The organism is Roseomonas gilardii, assembly GCF_001941945.1.
GTDB lineage: Bacteria > Pseudomonadota > Alphaproteobacteria > Acetobacterales > Acetobacteraceae > Roseomonas.
The window spans coordinates 3,698,296-3,718,323 of record NZ_CP015583.1; the positions used below are offsets into that span (position 1 = coordinate 3,698,296).

Consider the following 20,028-nt stretch of genomic DNA (forward strand, 5'->3'; position numbering starts at 1 on the left):
TCAGAGGATCCCTTCCAGCACGCCCGCGCCGATGTTCACGCCGAGGAGGTGGCTGAAGGCGAGGTAGGCGAGCAGCGTGACCACGGCGCCGATCAGCAGGTCGCGCAACGGGTGGCGCGAGCCGAAGGCGGCGCAGACCAGGACGTAGAGGATGGTGGAGGCGATGACGAAGCCGAGCCATTCGATCAGCGCGACCTGCACCACCAGGGCGGCTGCCAGCAGGCCCAGCGATCGCCAGTTGACCGGCGGCGGGTCCTGCATGTCCTCCAGCCCGTGGCTCCAGCCGCCGCGCAGGGCGGAGGCGCAGAGGCCGATCCCCAGGGCGAGGAGCAGCACCGCCACCAGCCAGGGGACCAGCGTGGCGCTGACCTCCGCATAGACGGGGGTGGGGGGGATGACGAGGGCCTGCCAGACCGTCAGCAGGCCCAGCCCCACCACCCCGAGCCCGACCAGGAGGTCGGACCGGGAGGCTTGGTTCATGCCGCGAGCCCGAGATCCTTGAGGACGGATTCGGTGGTCTTCGTGTCCTCCGCCAGGAAGGTCTCGAAGGCCTTGCCGGCGAGGAAGTCGTCGTCCCAGCCCCGCGTCTCCAGCAGCTGCTTCCAGGCCGGCAGGCCGTGCAGGGCGGTGACGAAGCGGATCAGTGCCTCCTGTCCGTCGGGCTTCAGCCCCGGCGGGCCGAAGACGCCGCGCCAGTTGGTGGCCACCACGTCGAGGCCGCTCTCCTTCAGCGTGGGCACGTCGGGAACGACGCGCTTCTCGCCGGAGGTGGCGAGCGCGCGCAGGCGGCCGGCCTTCACCTGCTCGGAGAACTCGGCCCAGCCGGAGATGCCGGCCTTGACCTGGCCGCCCAGGATCGCGGCCATGGCCGGGCCGCCGCCGGCGAAGGCGACGAAGTTGGCGTCCCTGGCCGAACGGCCCATGGTCTTGATGAGCTGGCCCAGCACGATGTGGTCGGTGCCGCCGGCGCTGCCGCCCGCCACCGGCACGGCGCGCGGGTCGGCCTTCAGCGCGGCGGCGAACTGGCCGACATCCTTGTAGGCGCTGTCGGCGGGCACCACGATGGCGGCGGCCTCGGCGGTCAGCCGGGCGATCGGGGCCACGTCCTTGAGGCTGTAGGGCGATTTGTTGCTGATCGCCGCGCCGACCATGATGCTGCCGCCGACCAGCAGGCTGTCCGGCTTGTTGCGGCGCTGGGAAATGAAGCGGGGCAGGCCGACCATGCCACCGGCGCCGCCGACATTCTCGAACTGGAAGGTTTCCACCAGCCCGCCCTCGCGTGCCACCTGCTCGATGGCGCGGCCGAGGCCGTCCCAGCCGCCGCCGGGATTGGCGGGGACGAACATGTGCAGGCTGCGGAAGAGCGGCGCCGCCAGGGCGTGGCGGGGCAGGCCGGCGAGCAGTGCGGCCCCCGCGGCGGGTGCCAGCAGGGAGGAAAGCAGGAGGCTGCGACGGAGCACGATGACGTTCCCTATTGTTGTCGGGTTATGACGACAGCTTAACAAGCGGCCCGGAAAGGGCAATTCACGGCTCGGGTCGGTGCCGCGTGGCTTGCGCCCGGAGGGGTGGTTGTGAATCTTGGGTCTCTGGATTCGGGGGATTGTGGATGCGGGCATGCGTACCGGGGGCGGCGGGCCTTCTGGCCCTCTCCCTGCTGGCCGGCATCGCAGCCTTCCTGCCCGCCGTTCCGGGGGCATGGGCCGCGACGCCACCGCGCCAGCCGCAGGCCCCGGCCCGCACGGCGGAGCGCGAGGCGGTGGTGCAGAACGCCACCGACATGCCGCTGCGGGAACTGTACCTGCGGCCGGAGGGCGCCGCGGAACGGGGGGCGGACCGGCTGGGCAACGAGATGCTCGGCCCGGATGCCAGCACGCGGCTGCGGCTGGGCCGGGGGCGGGAATGCGTCTTCGACGTGACGGCGGTCTTCGCCGACGATTCGGAGGAGAAGCGGGCGCGGCAGGATCTGTGCCGCAATCCGCGTCTGGTCTTCGGCGACCCGGCGGTGCCGAAGCGGTCGCTACTGATCGAAAATCGGTCCGGTCAGGCGCTGCGTGAACTCTACGCCCTGCCCGCTGGCCGGCTGCGCGACCAGAACGGCACCCCGAACAACACCCCGAACAACACCCCGAACTGGGGGGTGGACCGGCTGGGCGAGGAGCCCGTGGGGGACGGGGAGACCTTCCGCCTGACGCTGCGCGTGCCCGACTGCCGCGTGGACCTGCGGGCCGTTTACGAAGATGACGAGGCGGAGGAGAAGCGCGGGGTGGATGCCTGCGCGGTGCGGAACCTGGTCTTCGATGGCAGCGGCGTGCCGCACCCGCCGGACATCCCGCTGAGCTTCCTGAACCGGCATGACGCGCCGATCGCGGAGCTCTACGTCTCCGGCACCGACAAGGACGAATGGGGGCCGGACCGGCTGGAAACGCCGCTGGAGCGCGGCAGCCGGCGGCGCCTCGACATCCCGGTGGACTGCACCGCCGACATGCGCATCGTCTTCCCCAACGGCGCGGCGGAGGAGCGGCGGGAGGTGGATCTCTGCGCCGAGACGCTGATCGTCCTCCGCCCCGGCTGGACCGTGGCCGCGCGGCTGGATGCCGGGCTGGCGGAACCGCCGCCGCCACGCCCGGGCAGCCTGCGCCTGCGCAACGCCGCGCGGGTGCCGGTGGTGCAGCTCTACGTGGATGCGGGCCGGAAGGAAGGCGGGGGACCGGAGCGGGGGCCGGACCGGCTGGGCCGCAACGTGCTGGGGGTGGGCGAGACGCTGGATCTGGCGCCCCCGGAACCCGGCGCCTGCGGCGCGCGCCTGCTCGCCGTGCTGCGGGACGGGACCGAGATCCACCACGATTCCGTCGATCTGTGCTCCGGCCAGGAACTCGCCCTGCGATGAAGCCCCCTTCCCCGCGATCCGGCTCCCTGCGGTCCGGCCCCGCTCTTTCCGGCTGGTTGGCGGCCCTGGCTTTGCCCGTGCTGCTGCTGGCCGCCATGCCTGTCGCCGCCCAGACGCCGCACGCCATCCCCGTGACGCTGCGCGGCAACTGGTTCGCCGGTTCCTGCGAGGCACCGGAGGCGATGCTGGCGCTGACCGCCCGCTCCGCTGCGCGGATCGGCAAGGGCTCCTCGCGGCTCGACCGCTTCACCGCCTTGCGTGACATCCCCGGCTGGCTGCTCGGCACCTCCGAAGGGGTGGAGGCCCCGCGCCTGTTGCTGCGGGCGCGCGATGCGGGGCTGGAAACGGCGGAGCCCGAGGCCAAGACCCTGGATGCGGGCCTGCCCGGCGATGTCCCGGTGACCGCCTGGCGCCGCTGCGATCCGCCGCCCCTGGCCTGGATGCTGCGGCATGGCGAAGGGGCGGCCGTGCTGGGCGCGGTGGAGCGGATGGAGGCGGGCTGCGTGCCCGGCACCACCGCCCTGGCCTGCGCGGAGGCGGTGGTCGCGGCGGCGGACGTGTCGGGCGACCGGCTGCTCGGCCCGGCCGAGATCGCCCGCATCGCACGTGGCCTGGGCTGGATGATCGCCGTGCGGGCGGGCACGGCGGGGGATGACGACCTGATTTCCGTGGGCGGACCGCTGCTGGGCGGGCTGGCCGCCGCCCGGGTGATGCTGGGCAGCCTGGATTACGATGGCGACGGCAGGCTTTCGGCCCGGGAACTGGCGCAGGACCGGGGAACCCTCTCCCCCTCGCCCGCCGCCGGGGCAGGCCCTGGTGTCCTGCCCGGCGCTGCGGCGGGGTCCCCCGCAGGCTCCCCCGCCTTGGGCGCGGCTGCGGGCCGGCCGCTGAAGCTGGACGGGCTGGAACAGGGGGCGGGGCTGTTGCGGGATCTGCTGGACGGGCTGTTGGGCGGGGGGTAGCCCCCGGCGGGGAGGCGCTGTAACCTCGTGACATTCATCCATGAAGGTAAGTCAGCCGTCAGTCCTCTGTTCCAGCACCCCCGCCGCCCTGGCCGCATGGCCTTGGCCTCGCTTTTCCGTCGCGCTCCCGCGCCGGCGGACCGGTTCCGGTGCCACCACCCCGGCCCGCCCGCCCCCTTCGATCGCGCCACCCCGTCCCGGGCCTGTCCGGCCCCTGGACCCCGGCGCGCTGAGGTCTGAACCGCCATGTCGATGCTGAATACCGCTGCCGCGGTGCTGCGCTGCTTCTCGCCGGACCATCCGGAACTGACCACCTCCGAGGTGGCGGACCTGCTGCACCTGCCGAAGAGCAACGCTTCCCGCGTGCTGCGCGCGATGCGGGAGGCCGGCTTCGTCGATGCGGTGCCCGGTTCCCGCCGCTATCGTCCGGGGCTGCTGCATCTCGAACTGGGTCAGGTCCTGCGAAACGGTTCCGTCCAGTGGCGGGAGGCCCAGGCGGTGCTGCTGCGCCTGTCCCGGCTCGGGCGGCTGAGCGGCGAGGTCAGCCTGCGGGACGGCGCGGAGGTGGTGCGGCTGCTGCGGATGAAGGACGGCCTGCCGCTGCCCCCGGCGCCCGGATGCGCCCCCGGGCGGGCGCCCGTCTGGGACGATGCGGCGGGGCTGGCGCTGCTGGCGCGTCTGCCCGAGGCCGCCCTGTCGGCGCTGCTGGCCCAGGTACCGCCGGAACCCGGGGCGGAAGCGGTGGCCCAGGCCGTGGCGGCGGCGCGGCGGGAAAGCTTCGTGCGCCTGCCGGGGCCGGATGAGCGGCTGGAAAGCCTGGCCTTTGCCGTGCTCGACCCGGCGCGGGAGGAAGCCGTCGCCATCAGCCTGCTGGTGCCCGACCTCTCCTATCCCGAGGGGCAGAGGCTGCTCCCGGCCATCCTGACCGAGATGCGGAGCCTCGCGGCCCTGATCGGCGACCGGGACCTGCTGCGCGGCCTCGCCCCGGCCCAGCCCCGGGCCGCCTGAAGCGGCGCTCCCTGCCCGCCGCGCCGCAGGTCCGGCACCTTGCCATCCGGAATACCCGGGCGGACGGCAGGAACGCCCTTCCGATACCGGCTGGCCAGGGAGACACGCCTGCGCCAGGAGGAGGCGTGCCGCCTGAACCGCCGCGACCCTCTCTCCGATTCCGACGCCTCTGCTTCGGGCTGTTCTGCGCCCTGACCGGGCTGCTGCTGGCCTGGCTGGCCTGGCGGACGATGGCGCCGGGCGGCTGGACGGGGTGGGAGATCCTGGGCTTCGCCGCCTTCGTCGGGCTGCTCCCCTGGGCGGCGCTCAGCGCGGCGAACGGGGTGATCGGAGGGGTCTTGCTGCTGGGATCGCGCGATCCGGCGGCGGCGGTGATGCCACAGCTCCGCATGGCGCCGATCCACACGCCCCTGGCGCCCCCTGGGCTCAGGACGGGCATCCTCTGCTGCGTGCGGGACGAGCCGGTGGAAGCCGTGCTGCCGCCGGTGGAACGGCTGCTGGCCGGACTGGAGGCCGCCGGGGTGGGCGGGAGCTTCGTCTTCTGGCTGCTTTCCGACACGCGCGACGATGCGCTGGCGGCGCAGGAGGCGGCGGGCGTGGCGGCGCTCGCGCTGCGCTTTCCCGGCCGGGCGCATTACCGGCGGCGGCGCGAGAACACAGGCTTCAAGGCTGGGAACGTGATGGAGTTCCTGGACCGCCATGCCGGGGGACTGGACCTTTTCCTCTGCCTGGACGCGGATTCCGGGATGAGCGCCCCGGCGGTGCTGCGGCTGGTCGGCTGCATGGAGGCCGATCCACGCCTGGCTGTGGTGCAGCCGCTGATCGTCGGCCGGCCCGCGGAATCCGCCTTTCCCCGGCTGTTCCAGTTCGGGATGCGGGCGGGGATGCGGGCCTGGGCCACGGGGCAGGCCTGGTGGCAGGGGGATGACGGGCCCTATTGGGGGCACAACGCCGTGCTGCGGATCGCGCCCTTCCGCGCCCACGCCCGGCTGGCGCCGCTGCCGGGCGGGCGGGCCATCCTGTCGCATGACCAGGTGGAGGCGGTGCAGCTCCAGGCCGCCGGCTGGGGGGTGCGGTGCCTGCCGGTGGAGGAAGGCAGCCTGGAGGGCAACCCACCCACCCTGCCGGATTTCCTGGCGCGCGACGGCCGCTGGGGCGAGGGGAACATGCAGTACTGGCGCCTGCTGTTCCGCCCGGGGCTGCGGGCCATGGGGCGGTGGCAGCTCCTGCAGGCGATCCTGCTCTTCGCCGGGGCGCCGCTCTGGGTGCTGCTGGCCGTGGCGGCGGTGGGCAACGTGGCCAACGGCGGCGGCGAGGCCACGCCCCGCGCGGCCCTGGCCCTGCTTCTGGCGGCGACCTGGCTCTGCACCTATGCGCCGAAGCTGATGGGCTATGCCGAGTTGCTGCTCCGCCCGGGCCGGGCAGTGCCCTATGGGGGGCGGGGCGCCGTGCTGCGGGGCGCGGGGGCGGAAATCCTGTTCACCACCCTGCTCGACCCGGTCAGCCTGCTGAACAAGGCGATGGTGCTGATCGCCCTGCCCTTCGGGCGCCGGGGCGGCTGGGGGGTGCAGCAGCGCGCGGCGCGGGGGCTACGGGTGCAGGAGGCGCTGCGCCTGCTCTGGCCGCATACGCTGCTGGGCATCCTCCTGCTGCTGTTGCTGGGGCTGCATTCCCTGGGCGCGCTTCTCTGGGGCCTGCCCTTCCTGCTGGGTCTCGCCCTGGCCGTGCCCTTCTGCCTGCTGACAGCCGATCCATGCTTTTCCGCCCTGCTGCGCCGCCACGGGATCGCGGCAACGCCGGAGGAACGGGCCGGCAGCCCGGAATGATGCGGGCGCCGGCCGAAGGCCTGGGTCGCGCCTTGCGCGTCCGGCGTTGCGCCGTCCCTGGGGAAAGGCTCCGCCTTTCCCCAGACCCCTATCCGCCAGGACCCTGCGGGCCCTGAACCCGATGAGTTGGCGCTCGCTGCGGTCGGATCGCGCCGGAGAGCCATGCTCTCCGGCGGGCTGTCGGCGCCACCAGCGCGGGCAGGATGCTTTCCTGCTTTTCGGGAGCCCCGCGTCTCCACCTGTTCCCAGGGATCGGGCGACAGGCCAATGGCTCTCACCGGCGCCCACTCAAGGCGGGGTCCGGGGACCGGCTTCGGTTCCCGGCGGTGAGGGGGTCCGGGCGGAGAGGCAGGGCCTCTCCCCCGGGGGCTGGCCATGGAGCGCAACCCGGCCGGGCAAGGCGCCACCGTTGCTCCGGCGATGGCGGGGGCCGTGCCTTTGCCGGATCGGCGGTTGACACACGGTCCTGTCGCGCGGATGCCTCGACCGGATGACGGAGTTTTCCATGACGCGCCCCTCTGGCCGCGCCCCCGACGCGTTGCGCCCTGTTTCCATCGAACCCGGCGTGGCCCGCCATGCGGAGGGCTCCTGCCGCATCCGCATGGGCCTGACCGAGGTGCTCTGCACCGCCAGCGTGGAGGGACGGGTGCCCGGCTTCCTGCGCGGCAAGGGGCAGGGCTGGGTGACGGCGGAATACGGCATGCTGCCCCGCGCCACGCACCAGCGCGGCGACCGGGAGGCAGCGAAGGGGAAGCAGTCCGGCCGCACGCAGGAGATCCAGCGCCTGATCGGCCGTTCGCTGCGCGCCGTGACCGACCGTGCCGCCATGGGCGAGATGAGCGTGGTGCTGGACTGCGACGTGCTGACCGCCGATGGCGGCACCCGCTGCGCCGCCATCACCGGCGCCTGGGTGGCGCTGCACCTGGCCTTCGAGCATTGCCGGCGGATGCGCATCCTGTCGCGCAACCCGCTGACCGGGCATGTGGCCGCGGTCTCGGCCGGGCTGTGGCAGGGCGAGGCGGTGCTCGACCTCGACTATGCCGAGGACAGCGCCGCCGAGGCGGACGCCAATTTCGTGCTGACCGACGCTGGCGGGATCGTCGAGATCCAGGCCACGGCGGAGGCCGCGCCCTTCACCGGGGAGCAGTTCGACGGCCTGCTGGCCCTGGCGCGGCGTGGCACGGAGGAGCTCTTCGCCGCGCAACGGCGGGCCATCGGCGAAGGAGCCAAGGCATGACCCGCCGCCTGACGGAGAAGCGCCTGATCCTGGCCACCCACAATGCCGGCAAGGTGCGCGAGGTCGCGGCCCTGCTGGCGCCCTGGGGGCTGGAGGTAACGGGCGTGGGCGATCTTGGCCTGCCGGAGCCGGAGGAAACGGAGACCAGCTTCCTCGGCAATGCCCGGATCAAGGCCCTGGCCGCCGCCATGGCCACGGGGCAGGTGGCGCTGGCCGATGATTCCGGCTTCTCGGTCGCAGCGCTGGACGGGATGCCGGGAGTCTGGACCGCCGACTGGGCGAAGCAGCCGGACGGCACGCGCGACTATGCCAAGGCCATGGCCGAGGTCGCCCGCAAGGCCGGCGAGGCCGATCCGGAAGGCAAGGACCGTGGCGCCTGGTTCTCCTGCGCCCTGGTGCTCGCCTGGCCGGACGGGCACACGGAAGGCTTCCTGGGCGAGGCGCATGGCACCTGGATCTGGCCGGGCCGGGGCACGGAGGGACATGGCTATGACCCGATCTTCGTGCCGGCCGGGGAGACGCTGAGCTTCGCCGAGATGGACCCGGCACGGAAGAACGCGATCAGCCACCGCGCCCGCGCCTTCGCCCTGCTGGCCGAGGCCTGCCTGCCGCCGCTGCGCTGAGGCAGAGGGCGGAGCGGCCGCCATGGACCGGGGGCCGGCCTACCGCGCCGTCTCCTTCGGCGGGTAGAAGGCGAAGCTCACGGGCTTCGGCACGGTCAGCGAATTCGCCGTGCCGGTGAGCCTGCCGGACACCGCGTCCACCGCGAACTGGGTGACGGTGCCGGACGCCTCGTTGGCCACCAGCATCCAGCGCCCCGAGGGATCGATCGCGAAGCTCCACGGGGAATGGCCGCCCGCGGGCACGCGCTGCACCTCGCTCAGTGCCCCCGACATCCCGTCCACCGCATAGGCCACGAGGCTGTCGGAAGCACGGCTGGACACGTACAGGAAGCTGCCGTCGCCGGAGATGGCGATCTCCGCCGAACTTCTTTCGGTGCCGCCAGGGGGATCGATATCGGTGCGGGACAGCAGTGTCAGGCGGCCCTCCCGCGCGTCCCAGCGATAGACATGGACCTCGCCGGTCAGCTCGGTGTTGACGAAGGCGAAGCGGCCGTCCGGCGAGAAGACCAGATGGCGCGGTCCGGAACCGGGCGGCAGGACCTCCGCCGCGGGGCCATCCGGCGACAGCGCCCCCGTCGCCGGATCGAGGCGATGGATGAAGATGCGGTCCGCCCCCAGATCGGGCACGAGCAGGAAGTTGCCGCCCGGATCGACGACGGCCGCATGGGCATGCGGCCCCTTCTGCCGGCGATGCGGGCCGGAACCGGCATGGGCCTGGACGGAACGCAGGCCCGCCAGCGAGCCATCCGCCAGCACCGGGATCGCGCTCACCCGGCCATCCCCGTAATTCGCCACGAACAGGGTTCCCGACCCGGCCCCGTAGGCCAAGTGCGTCGCGCCGCCCCCGCCGGAATCCACGCGGCTCAGCGGGGTGAGCCGTCCTGTCGGAACATCGATCGAGAAGCTCTGGACGCCGGCCTGGGACTTGCCGTCATTCCCGGTCTCGCTGACCGAATAGAGGACCGACCGCTCGGGATCGCTGACCTGCCATGTCGGCCGCTCGATCCGCGCCGCGAGGACCGGACCCGCCAGGGCGCCTGTGGCCGGATCGAGGCGGGCCAGGAAAATTCCCTCCCCGGGGCCCGAACCCCCATGCGTGCCGATATAGACCAGCGTCCCGCCGGCATCCTGCGCACGGGGCGACGGGACGCCGCCGGCCAGGAGCCCGGCCGAGAGGAGTAGGATATTCGCCCGCCGGCTCATCATGGGATGGCACCTCCGAAGATCGCGGCCCATCGCATTCCCGCGCCGGGCCCACAGGGATCAGGTGCCGCTCAGGGACGTCCAACGGGCGAGCGGGCCGCCCGCCGGCTCGATGCCGGTGAAGTGCGTCATCTGTTCCCGCCACTGCTGCGGCGGGCCGCCGCCCCAGGGCACCAGCGAGACGCCCTGGGTCGAATCCCAGGCATTCGGCACGTCCTCCGGGTCCATGAACTGCATGGGGGGCAGGATGAACTCGATCCGGTGCCCGTCGGGATCGCGGAAATAGAGGAAGACGCCGTTCGGCGGGCCATGCCGGCCCGGCCCGTGCTCGACATCGCGGCCATAGCCGAGATTCCCGGCGATGTCGGCCGCCCGGAGCATCGTCTGCAGGTCGGAGACGACGAAGGCCACGTGGTGCAGGCGCGGCCCGGCGGCCTGCGCCAGGACGAGGTCGTGCGGGTTGTTCTTGCGCGTGAGGAAGATGCTCAGCAGCTTGCCGGTCTCGACATGGGTCGTGTACTTCGAGGGGCGGAAGCCCAGCGCCATGAACTTCGCCACGGTGCCCGGCACGTCCGGCACGGCGCACTGGTAGTGATCGAGCCGGAGTGCCCGTCCTCCCTTCTGCGCCGGGAAGTTGTTGAGCAGGCGCGGCAGCACCGGCATGGAGGAGCACAGCTCGATCGGCGGCGTCCCCGGGCCGAAGGAGGTGAGCAGCGTCGGGCCCTGATGGGCGCGCTCGACGAATTCGGCACTGCCGCCGGCGGCGATGAAATGGTCGCGCGCGCGGTGCAGGTCGTCCTCGGAGGCGACGCGCATCCCCAGGCATTCGGCGGAAGGGCCGTCCTCCGACGCGACGAGAACGACGCTGTGATGGCAGCTTTCCTCGATGCCACGCAGATAGGCGACGCCACCTTCCTGGTCGCTGACGACCATGCCGAGCACCTCGGTGTAGAAGCGGAGGCTCTTGTCCAGGTCCCCGACGCGATACCGCACATGGCTCGACCGCGTGATGTTGAAGGGCGGCGAAAGCTCTACCTTCGGAATGGACACTCGATCCTCCTGACACACTGTTCTCCGGCGCGCTGCTGGGAAGCCCACCGGATGAGAATTTCCGGCACCAGGAACCGGCCCTCCATGGCCGGGAGGCGTGGATTCCTCCCGCATCGCGCCATGCGGGGATGGCCGGACCGGCCCGCGCCGCTGCCGCAAGCTATCAGCGGCGGGACGCAACGGCCCGATTGATTCCCGGGCCGGCGCGATCGGTTGTCGCAGGCCGCGATGTCCGCGTGGCCCATCGCGGCGTCATCCCACGACCCGGAGGTGACGGCGCCCGTTCACCATGTGGACATGGTTGCGGACGAGCGCGATGAAATCGGCATGTAGCCTCGTGGGCAGCCAGTTCGAGCGCATGGTGACGCCGATCGACGGCGCCTGGCCGATCGGCGCGAACGGCAGCGAGCGCAGCCGGCCATCGGCGTATTGCAGCTCATAGGTCGTCATCAGCGTCACGCGGTCGCTGCGTTCCAGAAGCCGCCGGATCACCGGCGTCGCGCAGGTGGCGATCTGCGCCTGCGGCCCCTGGCGGCCGGCGAAGATCCGCTCGAAGCAGCGCCGGCGGCTCGACCCATGGGTGCCGATGATCCAGTCGCAGGCGACCAGATCCTCGATGGTGACGCCGTCCTTCACCGTCAGCGGATGCCCGCGCCGGACCACGACCAGATAGGGTGTCTCGGCGAAGGCCTCGCTCGTCAGCTCCTCGGCATGCATCTCGGGCAACAGGCCGACCACCAGATCGACATCGCCGGCGCGCAGGTTCTTCGCCATCTCCGCCGTGCTGTCGCTGACGATCTTGATGTCCGCCTGAGGATGCATCCGCAGGAAGTCGTCGAGCGCGGAGGCGAGGAGGACGCTGCCGCCGAAGGGCATGGCGCCGATCACGATCTGGCGGCTGGCGCCGCCACGGACCGCCTCCAGCTCGTCGATGCCCAGCTCGATTTCCTGCGATGCCAGCTTCATCTGCTGGCCGAAGCGGGCGCCGGCCGGGCTGACGAGCATCCCGGCCGCGGTGCGGTAGAACAGGGAGACGCGGAGGTTCCCTTCCAGATCCCGCGCGGCGCGCTGGACCGAGGCGGAGGAGATGCCGAGCCCCTTCGCTGCCGCCTCGAAGGAGCCATGCTCGATCGCTCCGACCAGCGTCCGCACCTGCGAGCGGGTCAGGCGGTTGACGATCGGCTTCGCGGCGGCCGCGGTCGCCGCCGCGCCGGTGGCGATGACCGCCCGCTCCGTCTGGTCGAAGAAGCGCTTCACACGGGCATGGAAGATTTCGCCAAGTTCGTTGAGGTAGCTGCCGCTGGCGCGGCGATCGACCAGCACCGCGCCGATCTGTTCCTCGAGCTTCGCGAGGGCCTGGGTGACCGCGGGCTGCGAGAGGCCGCATCCCTCGGATGCGCGGCGGACGCTCCGGAAATCGCCGATGGCCTCGAACAGGCGAAGCTGGCGGAAGCTGAGGGCGCCGGCAGGTGTGTCGGCTGGCTGGTTCGACATTCTTATATCCTCCCCGATATTCGTTTTCCGGAAATCCTATCGGGGCACGGTGCTCCATCCAAGCGGCCCGAAGGCTTGCCGGCGCGCGCGGCCGGGCGCGAATGCCGGGAGAAGCCACGACGTTTCAGCCGTAAAATTATTCAATATCAATGATTTATTCTGCATGACGCGCCGCACGCGCGGGACATCGGGCGCCCTCGGGCCGGATGTCGAATCTATCACTCCGGTGGCTGATCTTATATCGGTGCAGCGCAATATCGATCACCTCTGGCCACGCCGCAAAAGCAACAATCCTATCGCACGGCAGGACCGGATCGGGGGATCGGACCGGGCGTCTATAAGTTCTGTGTCGCGGCTGGTTCGTTTGATCGAGGTCGCGTTGACAGCCGCCGGTCCCGCTCGCTTCCCTCAGGCCGATCACTGGGCCTCCGCCACAGGCCGGCCCGCGCTGCCCCCGAGGGAGAAAGACATGGCCGACAAGCTCCATCTGACGCTGGCGATCGCCGAGCATCCGCACACCTCGGCGATCCGCGACGGCTCGATCCCGATCGAGGGCGTCGATGCCGAGATCATCACCGTGAAGCCGCAGATCGGCGCGTTCCGGCGGATGGTCCGTGACGTCGAGTTCGATGTCTGCGAGCTGGCGCCGACAACCTACATCATCGCCCGCGCCTATGGCGCGCCCTTCGTGGCTCTGCCGATCTTCGTGGTCCGGCGCTTCCACCATTCGGGCATGCTGGTCCGCCCCGATGCGGGCATCGCCACGCCGAAGGACCTGGAGGGCAAGAAGGTCGGCGTCCGCGCCTATTCGGTGACGACGGGCGTGTGGCTGCGGCAGGCGCTGATGGACGATTGCGGGCTGGATGCGTCGAAGGTCACCTGGGTGGTCGATGACGAGGAGCATGTCACGCAGCTCAGGCTCCCGCCCAATGTCGTCCATGCGCCGGAGGGACGCAGCCTCGCCGACATGATGGCCGCGGGCGAGCTTTCCGCCGGGGTCGAGGGCGCGGCCGGGATCGGGCGCACCGGCGCGCCGACCGGCGGCTGGCAGGAGGTCGAGGCCGACTACCCGGACCTGCTGCCCAACGCGGCGGAACTTGAGGCGGACTACTATCGCCGCACCGGCGTCTATCCGATGCACGGCACCATCGTGGTCAAGGATTCCGTGCTCGCCGAGCATCCCTGGGTCGCGAAGTCCCTCTACGACGCCTTCGACCGCGCCAAGCGCGAGTGGCTGGAGCGCATGCGCGCCGAGGGGCCGAAGAACGCCACCGAGAAGAAGTACATGAAGCTGACCGGGATCGTCGGCCCCGACCCCCTGCCCTATGGCATCGAGGAGAACCTGGCGACGATCAAGGCGCTGGAGGAGACCGCGTTCAGGCAGGGCCTCACCCCGCGCCGGATGCGCATCGACGAGCTCTTCGTCGATCCGGTCCGCGTTCCGGAACGGATCTGAGCCGCCTCCCGCCCCAACCCAGCGCGCGCACTGGAAAGCAAGATGATCATCGATTGCCACGGCCATTTCACCACCGTGCCCAAGTCCTTCCGGGACTGGCGCGCCCGGCAGGTGGAAACCGCCGACGACCCGCTGAACGCGCCGGACAAGCGCGATGCCGTCCTCTCGGACGACCAGATCCGGGAAGCGATCGAGGGTGGGCAGCTCAGGCTCCAGCAGGAGCGCGGCAGCGACCTGACGCTCTTCTCGCCGATCGCGGGGCTGATGAGCCACCATCTCGGCAACGAGCGCACCAGCCTGGAATGGGCGGAAATCTCGAACAACAACGTGAAGCGGGTGACCGAGCTGTTCCCGCAGAACTTCGCGCCGGTCTGCCAGTTGCCGCAGTCGCCCGGTGCGCCGCCGGCCAACAGCATCCCGGAACTGCGCCGCTGCGTCGAGGAGATGGACTTCGTCGGCTGCAACATCAATCCCGACCCGACCGGCGGCTACTGGACCGGCAAGCCTTTCACCGACCGTGAATGGTATCCGCTGTTCGAGGCGATGTGCGAGCTGGACGTGCCGGGGATGGTCCATGTCGCCGCCTCCTGCAACCCGAACTTCCATGGCACCGGCGCGCATTACCTCAACGCCGACACCTCGGTGTTCATGCAGATCCTCCAGTCCGACCTGTTCAGGGATTTCCCGACGCTGCGGCTGGTCATCCCGCATGGCGGCGGCGCGGTGCCCTATCACTGGGGCCGGTATCGCGGCATGTCGCTGGAGATGATGGAGCGTCCGCTCGAAGGGCTGCTCGACAACATCTTCTTCGACACCTGCGTGTACCACAAGCCGGGCGTCGCCCTGCTGACCGAGGTCATCCCGGCCGACAACGTCCTCTTCGGCTCGGAGATGATCGGCGCGGTGCGCGGCAAGGACCCCTGCACCGGCCACCACTTCGACGACACCAAGCGCTATGTCGACGGGCTGGCGCTGAGTGCGGAGGACAAGCGGAAGATCTTCGAGGGCAATGCACGCCGGGTCTATCCGCGGCTCGATGCCCTTCTCAGGGCGCAGGGCCGCTGAAGGGCGGATGCGGGAAAGTTATGGCCCGCGACGGAAGATGAACTTCCCGGGGCATCCGGCGCGGTCCCCAATGCAACACCGGCATGGACCGCGCCGACCCAGTTGAGAGGCCCAGATGTCATCGATCATCGATATCCACCCGCATGTGATTTCGGACGACGAGGGGCGCTATCCCCCGGCGCCGCTGTTCGGCAAGCGGTCCGACTGGTCGCAGGAACGCCCCTGCACGGTCGAGACGCTGATCGCCGCGATGGACGAGGCCGGGGTGGACAAGGCCGCCGTCGTGCACTCCTCGACCACCTACGGCTTCGACAACAGCTATGTCGTCGATGCCTGCAGCCGCTATCCGGGCCGGCTGGTCGCGGTCGGCTCGGTGGACGTGCTGGAGCCGGATGCCGTGGAAACCATCCGGCGCTGGGTGGACAAGGGGCTCAAGGGGCTGCGCCTCTTCACGGGCGGCAGCACCAAGGAGTTCGATCCCAGCGAGCTCGACGACCCCCGCGCCTTCCCCGCCTGGGAACTGTGCGGCGAGCTCGGCCTGCCGATGTGCATCCAGACCGGGGCGGTCGGTCTGCCGCAGGTGACCGCCCTCGCCAAGCGCTTCCCGGACGTGCCGATCATCCTCGACCACCTCGCCCGCCCCGACGTGTCCGACGGGCCGCCCTATGCGGCGGCGCAAAGCCTGTTCGACCTGGCGGCGATCCCGTCGATCCATCTCAAGCTGACGCCGCGGATCATGGGCGATTCCCGGAAGGGCGCGGCGACGCCGGAAACGTTCTTTCCCAGGCTCGTCGAGGTGTTCGGCGCGGACCGGCTGGCCTGGGGATCGAACTTCCCGACATCGCCGGGCACGCTGTCCGAGATCAGGAAGACCGCCGAGGACCGTCTGTCGTCGCTGAGCGAAGCCGACCGTGCGACGATCTTCGGGCGGACCGCGAAGAAGCTCTATCCCGCGCTGGCCGACTGATACATCGGGCTGCCCGGCGGCGCCCCCGCTTTCACCACGGCCCCGATCCTGGCCTTCTTCGTGCCGGGATCGGTGCCGGAAATCGCGCCCATCCCTTTGCCCGTTCCGATCGACCTGCACACGGCGCATGACGCGATGCCGGCCGTCCTGGCGATGGGCATCGGTCTCGTTATCGCCACCGCGCGCCGGTCCCTCTCCCTGATTCCGATCCCAGGGACTTCGCCAGGGCATTCCGCTGCGAGTTCCGCACGGGTCCTGCATCTTCTCCCATGCGGAAATCGCCTTCTTGACCCGGTGGCCATTCCGGGCGGCGTCCTGTCGTCAATCTTCGGAGTGAATTTTTGGTCTGACCAATAATCCAGCTCAGACTGTTAAAAGACAGTTGACCATGCAAAGTCCGGGTCGATAGAACCGGATCTCAGGGAAAACACACTGAATTGGTCCTACCAATTCAGTCTCACCGAGAGCCACTCGCACCCGTGAGTGTGGAGGACGATCCATGTCGGCCTGGCCGCAGAACTACGACCCCTTGGGCAATATCTGGTTGTCGAGCCTGATCGCCTTCGTGCCGATCGCCTTCTTCTTCCTGGCGCTGACGGTCCTGCGGCTGAAGGGCTATGTCGCCAGCACGATCACGGTGGCGCTCGCCCTCGCGGTCGCCGTGCTGTTCTACGGCATGCCCATGGGGCAGGCCGTCGCTTCCGGGGCCTATGGCTTCGTCTATGGGCTCTGGCCGATCGCCTGGATCATCATCGGGGCGGTCTTCCTCTACAAGATCTCGGTCCGGACGGGGCAGTTCGAGATCGTGCGGGCCTCGATCCTCTCGATCACCGAGGACCAGCGGCTGCAGCTCCTGATCGTCGGCTTCTCCTTCGGCGCCTTCCTGGAGGGCGCCGCGGGCTTCGGCGCGCCGGTCGCGATCACCGCCGCGCTGCTGGTCGGCCTGGGCTTCCGGCCGCTCTACGCGGCGGGGCTCTGCCTGATCGTGAACACGGCACCGGTGGCCTTCGGGGCCATGGGCATTCCCGTCATCGTGGCCGGGCAGGTGACGGGGCTGGACCCCTTTGTCATCGGCCAGATGGCGGGCCGCCAGCTTCCCTTCATGACGCTCATCGTGCTGTTCTGGGTCATGGCCATCATGGATGGCTGGCGCGGCGTGCGCGAAACCTGGCCGGCGGTCGTGGTCGCGGGCGGCTCCTTCGCCATCGTGCAGTTCCTGACCTCGAACTTCATCGGCCCCGAGTTGCCGGACATCACCTCCTCCCTGGCCTCCCTGCTCTGCCTCACCCTCTTCCTGCGTGTCTGGAAGCCGGCGCGGATCTTCCGCTTCGAGACGGCGGAGGCGGAGGCTTCGGGCCTGGCCCGGGCGCGGCCCGCCGGGGCGCAGGTCGCGGCGGTCGGCGATGCGGCGTCGGCCCCCGCTTCCTCCCCCGGGCGCCGCCACACGCCGGGCGAGATCGCGCTGGCCTGGTCGCCCTTCCTGATCCTCACGGCGATGGTGACGCTGTGGAGCATCAAGCCCTTCAAGGCCCTCTTCGCCGCGGGCGGGGCGCTGAGCGGCTGGGTCCTCGCCATCCCCGTGCCCTCGCTGCACCGGCTGGTCGAGAAGATGCCGCCGATCACCGCCGCGCCGGTGCCCTATGACGCGATCTACCGCCTCGACTGGTTCTCCGCGACCGGCACGGCGATCTTCCTGGCCGCCCTGCTCTCGGCCCTGCTGCTGCGCCAGCGGCCGGTGGACACGGTGCGGACCTTCGGCGAGACACTGGCCGAGCTGCGCACGCCGATCTATTCCATCGGCATGGTGCTGGCCTTCGCCTTCATCGCCAACTATTCCGGCCTCTCGGCGACGCTGGCGCTCGCCCTGGCGCATACCGGGGCGGCCTTCCCCTTCTTCTCGCCCTTCCTGGGCTGGGTCGGCGTCTTCCTGACCGGCTCGGACACGTCGTCGAATGCGCTCTTCGGTGCCTTGCAGGCGACGACGGCGCAGCAGATCGGGGTGTCGGATATCCTGATGGTGGCGGCGAACACCACCGGCGGCGTGACGGGCAAGATGATCTCGCCGCAGTCGATCGCCATCGCCTGCGCCGCGGTGGGGCTGGTCGGGCGCGAATCCGACCTCTTCCGCTTCACGGTGCGGCACAGCCTGGCCTTCGCCTGCATGGCCGGCCTGATCACCCTGGTGCAGGCCTACTGGCTGACCGGTATGATCCCCTGATGGACCAGGCCGCGACATCCCCCGCCGACGGCGAACGGCTCGCCTCGCAGCTCGCCACGGCGCTGCGGAAGCGGATCGTGGCGGGGGATTTCGGGGTGGGCGACCGGCTGCCGGCCGAACGCGCGCTGGCCGGCGAGTTCGGCGTGTCCCGCTCCTCGGTGCGGGAGGCCATCCAGATGCTCGCCAGCCAGGGCCTGCTGTCGAGCCGCCAGGGCGGCGGCACCTTCGTCCGGGCGCTGCCGGATGCCCATGGGGAGAGCTGGGGACGGCAGGCGATCGTGGAGCCGCTGGAGCAGCTGTTCCGCGACAACCCGGACTACCGCTACGACGTGCTGGAGCTCCGCCTCTCGCTGGAAGGCGCGGCCGCCGCCCATGCCGCGCGGCGGGCCACGGCGGAGGACCGCGAGCGGCTGCGCGAGCGTTTCGAGGCGACGTTGCAGGATGGCGACGACGCCACGCCGGCCGTGCTGGCCCGGGTGGATGCCGCCTTCCACCTCGCCATCGCCGAGGCGTCGCACAACCTCGTGCTGCAGCAGGTCATCCGCGGCATGTTCGACCTTCTGGCGGCCAGCACCTCGCAGAGCCTGGAGAAGCTCTATCTCGTGCCACGGGTCCCCGAGGCCCTGGCGGAACAGCACCGGCTGCTGATGCAGGCGGTGCTCGACGGCGATCCCGACGGTGCACGCGCCGCCTCGGATGCCCATATCGACTTCGTGCGCCTCACCCTGAAGGCGATCGACGAGGACGAGGCCCGCCTCGCCCGTTCCAACCCGCCACGTTCCCCCCTGCCCCATCCCCATCGGCCAGGACGAAGCGGTGGCGCTGACCGGAAGACAGACCCGTGATCCTTTCCCCCATCATCTCCTCCCCTTCCGACTATCGCGAAGCCGCCCGCCGGAGGCTGCCACCCTTCCTGTTCCACTACGCCGATGGCGGCGCCTATGCGGAGCGCACGCTGCGCCGCAACGTCGATGACCTGGCCGAGATCGCGCTGCGGCAGCGCGTGCTGCAGAACATGTCCGACCTGAGCCTGGAAACGCGCGTGCTGGGGCAGGACCTGTCGATGCCCGTGGTGCTGGCGCCGGTCGGGCTGACGGGCATGTTCGCCCGGCGCGGCGAGGTGCAGGCGGCGCGCGCGGCCGAGGCCAAGGGCATCCCCTTCACCCTTTCCACCGTCTCGGTCTGCGACATCGAGGAGGTGAGCGCGGCGGTCACGAAGCCGATCTGGTTCCAGCTCTACGTGCTGCGCGACCGCGGCTTCATGCGCAATGCGCTGGAGCGGGCCAAGGCGGCCGGGATCACCACCCTGGTCTTCACCGTGGACATGCCGACCCCCGGCGCGCGCTACCGCGACGCGCATTCGGGCATGAGCGGGCCGAACGCGGCGTTCCGCCGCATGGTCCAGGCGATGACGCATCCCCTCTGGGCCTGGGATGTCGGGCTGAAGGGCAAGCCGCACGACCTGGGCAACGTGTCGCGCTATCGCGGCCAGGCGACCGGGCTCGCGGACTATATCGGCTGGCTCGGCGCCAATTTCGATCCGTCGATCTCCTGGAAGGACCTGGAATGGATCCGCGACTTCTGGGAGGGGCCGATGGTCATCAAGGGCATCCTCGACCCGGAGGATGCGCGTGACGCGGTGAGCTTCGGCGCGGATGGCATCGTCGTGTCGAACCATGGCGGCCGGCAGCTCGACGGCGTGCTTTCCTCGGCGCGGGCCCTGCCCGCCATCGCCGCGGCGGTGAAGGGAAAGCTCTCGATCCTGGCGGATTCCGGCTTCCGCAACGGGCTGGACGTGGTCCGCGCGCTGGCCATGGGGGCGGATGCGGTGATGCTGGGCCGGGCCTTCGTCTATGCGCTGGCCACGGGCGGCGAGGCGGCGGTGCTGAACCTGCTGAACCTGATCGACAAGGAGATGCGGGTGGCCATGACCCTCACCGGCGCGGCCCGGGTGACCGACCTGAACGAGAATTTCCTGGAACGCGGCCCGGTGGCCGCCAGGGTGGAGCGGCAGGGCGCGCTGTCGTAACCC

At 70.7% G+C, this 20,028-nt stretch carries 17 protein-coding genes; 12 read left to right on the forward strand and 5 right to left on the reverse strand.

Annotation, left to right across the window (positions count from 1 at the left end):
- Both RGI145_RS16800 and RGI145_RS16805 read right to left on the reverse strand, forming a co-directional pair.
- Window positions 1-480, reverse strand: coding sequence for a tripartite tricarboxylate transporter TctB family protein (locus tag RGI145_RS16800; RefSeq protein ID WP_075799261.1), 480 nt, complete (start codon window positions 478-480; stop codon window positions 1-3).
- A complete protein-coding gene (locus RGI145_RS16805; protein ID WP_237183112.1) occupies window positions 477-1,460 on the reverse strand; it encodes a Bug family tripartite tricarboxylate transporter substrate binding protein in 984 nt (327 codons plus the stop codon). The genes RGI145_RS16800 and RGI145_RS16805 overlap by 4 nt, the downstream gene beginning before the upstream one ends.
- Before the next feature lie 146 nt (window positions 1,461-1,606).
- Here RGI145_RS16805 and RGI145_RS16810 point away from each other — a divergent pair, with 146 nt between their 5' ends.
- The 6 genes from RGI145_RS16810 (at window position 1,607) to RGI145_RS16835 (ending at window position 8,543) form a co-directional block, all read left to right on the forward strand.
- Window positions 1,607-2,887, forward strand: coding sequence for a hypothetical protein (locus RGI145_RS16810; RefSeq protein ID WP_156878581.1), 1,281 nt, complete (start codon window positions 1,607-1,609; stop codon window positions 2,885-2,887).
- On the forward strand, window positions 2,884-3,849 hold the full coding sequence (locus RGI145_RS16815; RefSeq protein ID WP_075799263.1) for a hypothetical protein: 966 nt from the start codon (window positions 2,884-2,886) through the stop codon (window positions 3,847-3,849). The genes RGI145_RS16810 and RGI145_RS16815 overlap by 4 nt, the downstream gene beginning before the upstream one ends.
- A 246-nt stretch (window positions 3,850-4,095) precedes the next feature.
- Window positions 4,096-4,857 (forward strand): helix-turn-helix domain-containing protein, encoded by a 762-nt coding sequence (locus RGI145_RS16820; protein WP_075799264.1) that lies wholly within the window; start codon window positions 4,096-4,098, stop codon window positions 4,855-4,857.
- Between the two features lie 125 nt (window positions 4,858-4,982).
- Window positions 4,983-6,683: a glucans biosynthesis glucosyltransferase MdoH gene (gene mdoH / locus RGI145_RS16825; protein WP_075799265.1), complete on the forward strand. Its 1,701-nt coding sequence runs from the start codon at window positions 4,983-4,985 to the stop codon at window positions 6,681-6,683.
- A 490-nt stretch (window positions 6,684-7,173) separates the two neighbouring features.
- A complete protein-coding gene (rph, locus tag RGI145_RS16830; protein WP_075799266.1) occupies window positions 7,174-7,920 on the forward strand; it encodes a ribonuclease PH in 747 nt (248 codons plus the stop codon).
- On the forward strand, window positions 7,917-8,543 hold the full coding sequence (locus tag RGI145_RS16835; RefSeq protein WP_075799267.1) for a non-canonical purine NTP pyrophosphatase: 627 nt from the start codon (window positions 7,917-7,919) through the stop codon (window positions 8,541-8,543). The genes rph and RGI145_RS16835 overlap by 4 nt, the downstream gene beginning before the upstream one ends.
- Before the next feature lie 39 nt (window positions 8,544-8,582).
- Here RGI145_RS16835 and RGI145_RS16840 read toward each other — a convergent pair whose 3' ends face one another.
- The 3 genes from RGI145_RS16840 to RGI145_RS16850 form a co-directional block, all read right to left on the reverse strand.
- Window positions 8,583-9,749 carry a lactonase family protein gene (locus tag RGI145_RS16840; protein WP_167668304.1) on the reverse strand — a complete coding sequence of 389 codons (1,167 nt, stop codon included), beginning with the start codon at window positions 9,747-9,749 and terminating at the stop codon, window positions 8,583-8,585.
- A gap of 57 nt (window positions 9,750-9,806) precedes the next feature.
- A complete protein-coding gene (locus RGI145_RS16845) occupies window positions 9,807-10,796 on the reverse strand; it encodes a VOC family protein (protein WP_167668306.1) in 990 nt (329 codons plus the stop codon).
- 252 nt (window positions 10,797-11,048) lie between these two features.
- Complete coding sequence (locus RGI145_RS16850) at window positions 11,049-12,290, reverse strand: LysR family transcriptional regulator (protein WP_075799269.1); 1,242 nt, start codon at window positions 12,288-12,290, stop codon at window positions 11,049-11,051.
- Window positions 12,291-12,759: 469 nt separating this feature from the next.
- Here RGI145_RS16850 and RGI145_RS16855 point away from each other — a divergent pair, with 469 nt between their 5' ends.
- The 6 genes from RGI145_RS16855 (at window position 12,760) to lldD (ending at window position 20,025) form a co-directional block, all read left to right on the forward strand.
- Window positions 12,760-13,746 (forward strand): ABC transporter substrate-binding protein, encoded by a 987-nt coding sequence (locus tag RGI145_RS16855; RefSeq protein WP_075799270.1) that lies wholly within the window; start codon window positions 12,760-12,762, stop codon window positions 13,744-13,746.
- Between the two features lie 42 nt (window positions 13,747-13,788).
- Window positions 13,789-14,811 carry an amidohydrolase family protein gene (locus tag RGI145_RS16860; protein ID WP_075799271.1) on the forward strand — a complete coding sequence of 341 codons (1,023 nt, stop codon included), beginning with the start codon at window positions 13,789-13,791 and terminating at the stop codon, window positions 14,809-14,811.
- A gap of 115 nt (window positions 14,812-14,926) precedes the next feature.
- Window positions 14,927-15,778, forward strand: coding sequence for an amidohydrolase family protein (locus RGI145_RS16865; RefSeq protein ID WP_075799272.1), 852 nt, complete (start codon window positions 14,927-14,929; stop codon window positions 15,776-15,778).
- Window positions 15,779-16,277: 499 nt separating this feature from the next.
- Window positions 16,278-17,996, forward strand: a complete 1,719-nt coding sequence (lldP, locus tag RGI145_RS16870; RefSeq protein WP_075799273.1) for an L-lactate permease — start codon at window positions 16,278-16,280, stop codon at window positions 17,994-17,996.
- Window positions 17,996-18,841 (forward strand): FCD domain-containing protein, encoded by an 846-nt coding sequence (locus RGI145_RS16875; protein ID WP_075799274.1) that lies wholly within the window; start codon window positions 17,996-17,998, stop codon window positions 18,839-18,841. Before lldP ends, RGI145_RS16875 begins: the two co-directional genes overlap by 1 nt.
- A complete protein-coding gene (gene lldD / locus RGI145_RS16880; protein WP_237183113.1) occupies window positions 18,838-20,025 on the forward strand; it encodes an FMN-dependent L-lactate dehydrogenase LldD in 1,188 nt (395 codons plus the stop codon). The genes RGI145_RS16875 and lldD overlap by 4 nt, the downstream gene beginning before the upstream one ends.
- The last annotated feature ends 3 nt before the right edge of the window (window positions 20,026-20,028 follow it).

Excerpts from the sequence above, each read along its gene's own strand:
- RGI145_RS16800 (WP_075799261.1), bottom strand. The coding sequence starts at position 480 with ATGAACCAAGCCTCCCGGTCCGACCTCCTGGTCGGGCTCGGGGTGGTG.
- RGI145_RS16810 (WP_156878581.1), top strand. The coding sequence starts at position 1,607 with ATGCGGGCATGCGTACCGGGGGCGGCGGGCCTTCTGGCCCTCTCCCTG.
- RGI145_RS16815 (WP_075799263.1), top strand. The coding sequence starts at position 2,884 with ATGAAGCCCCCTTCCCCGCGATCCGGCTCCCTGCGGTCCGGCCCCGCT.
- RGI145_RS16820 (WP_075799264.1), top strand. The coding sequence starts at position 4,096 with ATGTCGATGCTGAATACCGCTGCCGCGGTGCTGCGCTGCTTCTCGCCG.
- rph (WP_075799266.1), top strand. The coding sequence starts at position 7,174 with ATGACGGAGTTTTCCATGACGCGCCCCTCTGGCCGCGCCCCCGACGCG.
- RGI145_RS16835 (WP_075799267.1), top strand. The coding sequence starts at position 7,917 with ATGACCCGCCGCCTGACGGAGAAGCGCCTGATCCTGGCCACCCACAAT.
- RGI145_RS16840 (WP_167668304.1), bottom strand. The coding sequence starts at position 9,749 with ATGATGAGCCGGCGGGCGAATATCCTACTCCTCTCGGCCGGGCTCCTG.
- RGI145_RS16850 (WP_075799269.1), bottom strand. The coding sequence starts at position 12,290 with ATGTCGAACCAGCCAGCCGACACACCTGCCGGCGCCCTCAGCTTCCGC.
- RGI145_RS16855 (WP_075799270.1), top strand. The coding sequence starts at position 12,760 with ATGGCCGACAAGCTCCATCTGACGCTGGCGATCGCCGAGCATCCGCAC.
- RGI145_RS16860 (WP_075799271.1), top strand. The coding sequence starts at position 13,789 with ATGATCATCGATTGCCACGGCCATTTCACCACCGTGCCCAAGTCCTTC.
- RGI145_RS16865 (WP_075799272.1), top strand. The coding sequence starts at position 14,927 with ATGTCATCGATCATCGATATCCACCCGCATGTGATTTCGGACGACGAG.
- lldP (WP_075799273.1), top strand. The coding sequence starts at position 16,278 with ATGTCGGCCTGGCCGCAGAACTACGACCCCTTGGGCAATATCTGGTTG.
- RGI145_RS16875 (WP_075799274.1), top strand. The coding sequence starts at position 17,996 with ATGGACCAGGCCGCGACATCCCCCGCCGACGGCGAACGGCTCGCCTCG.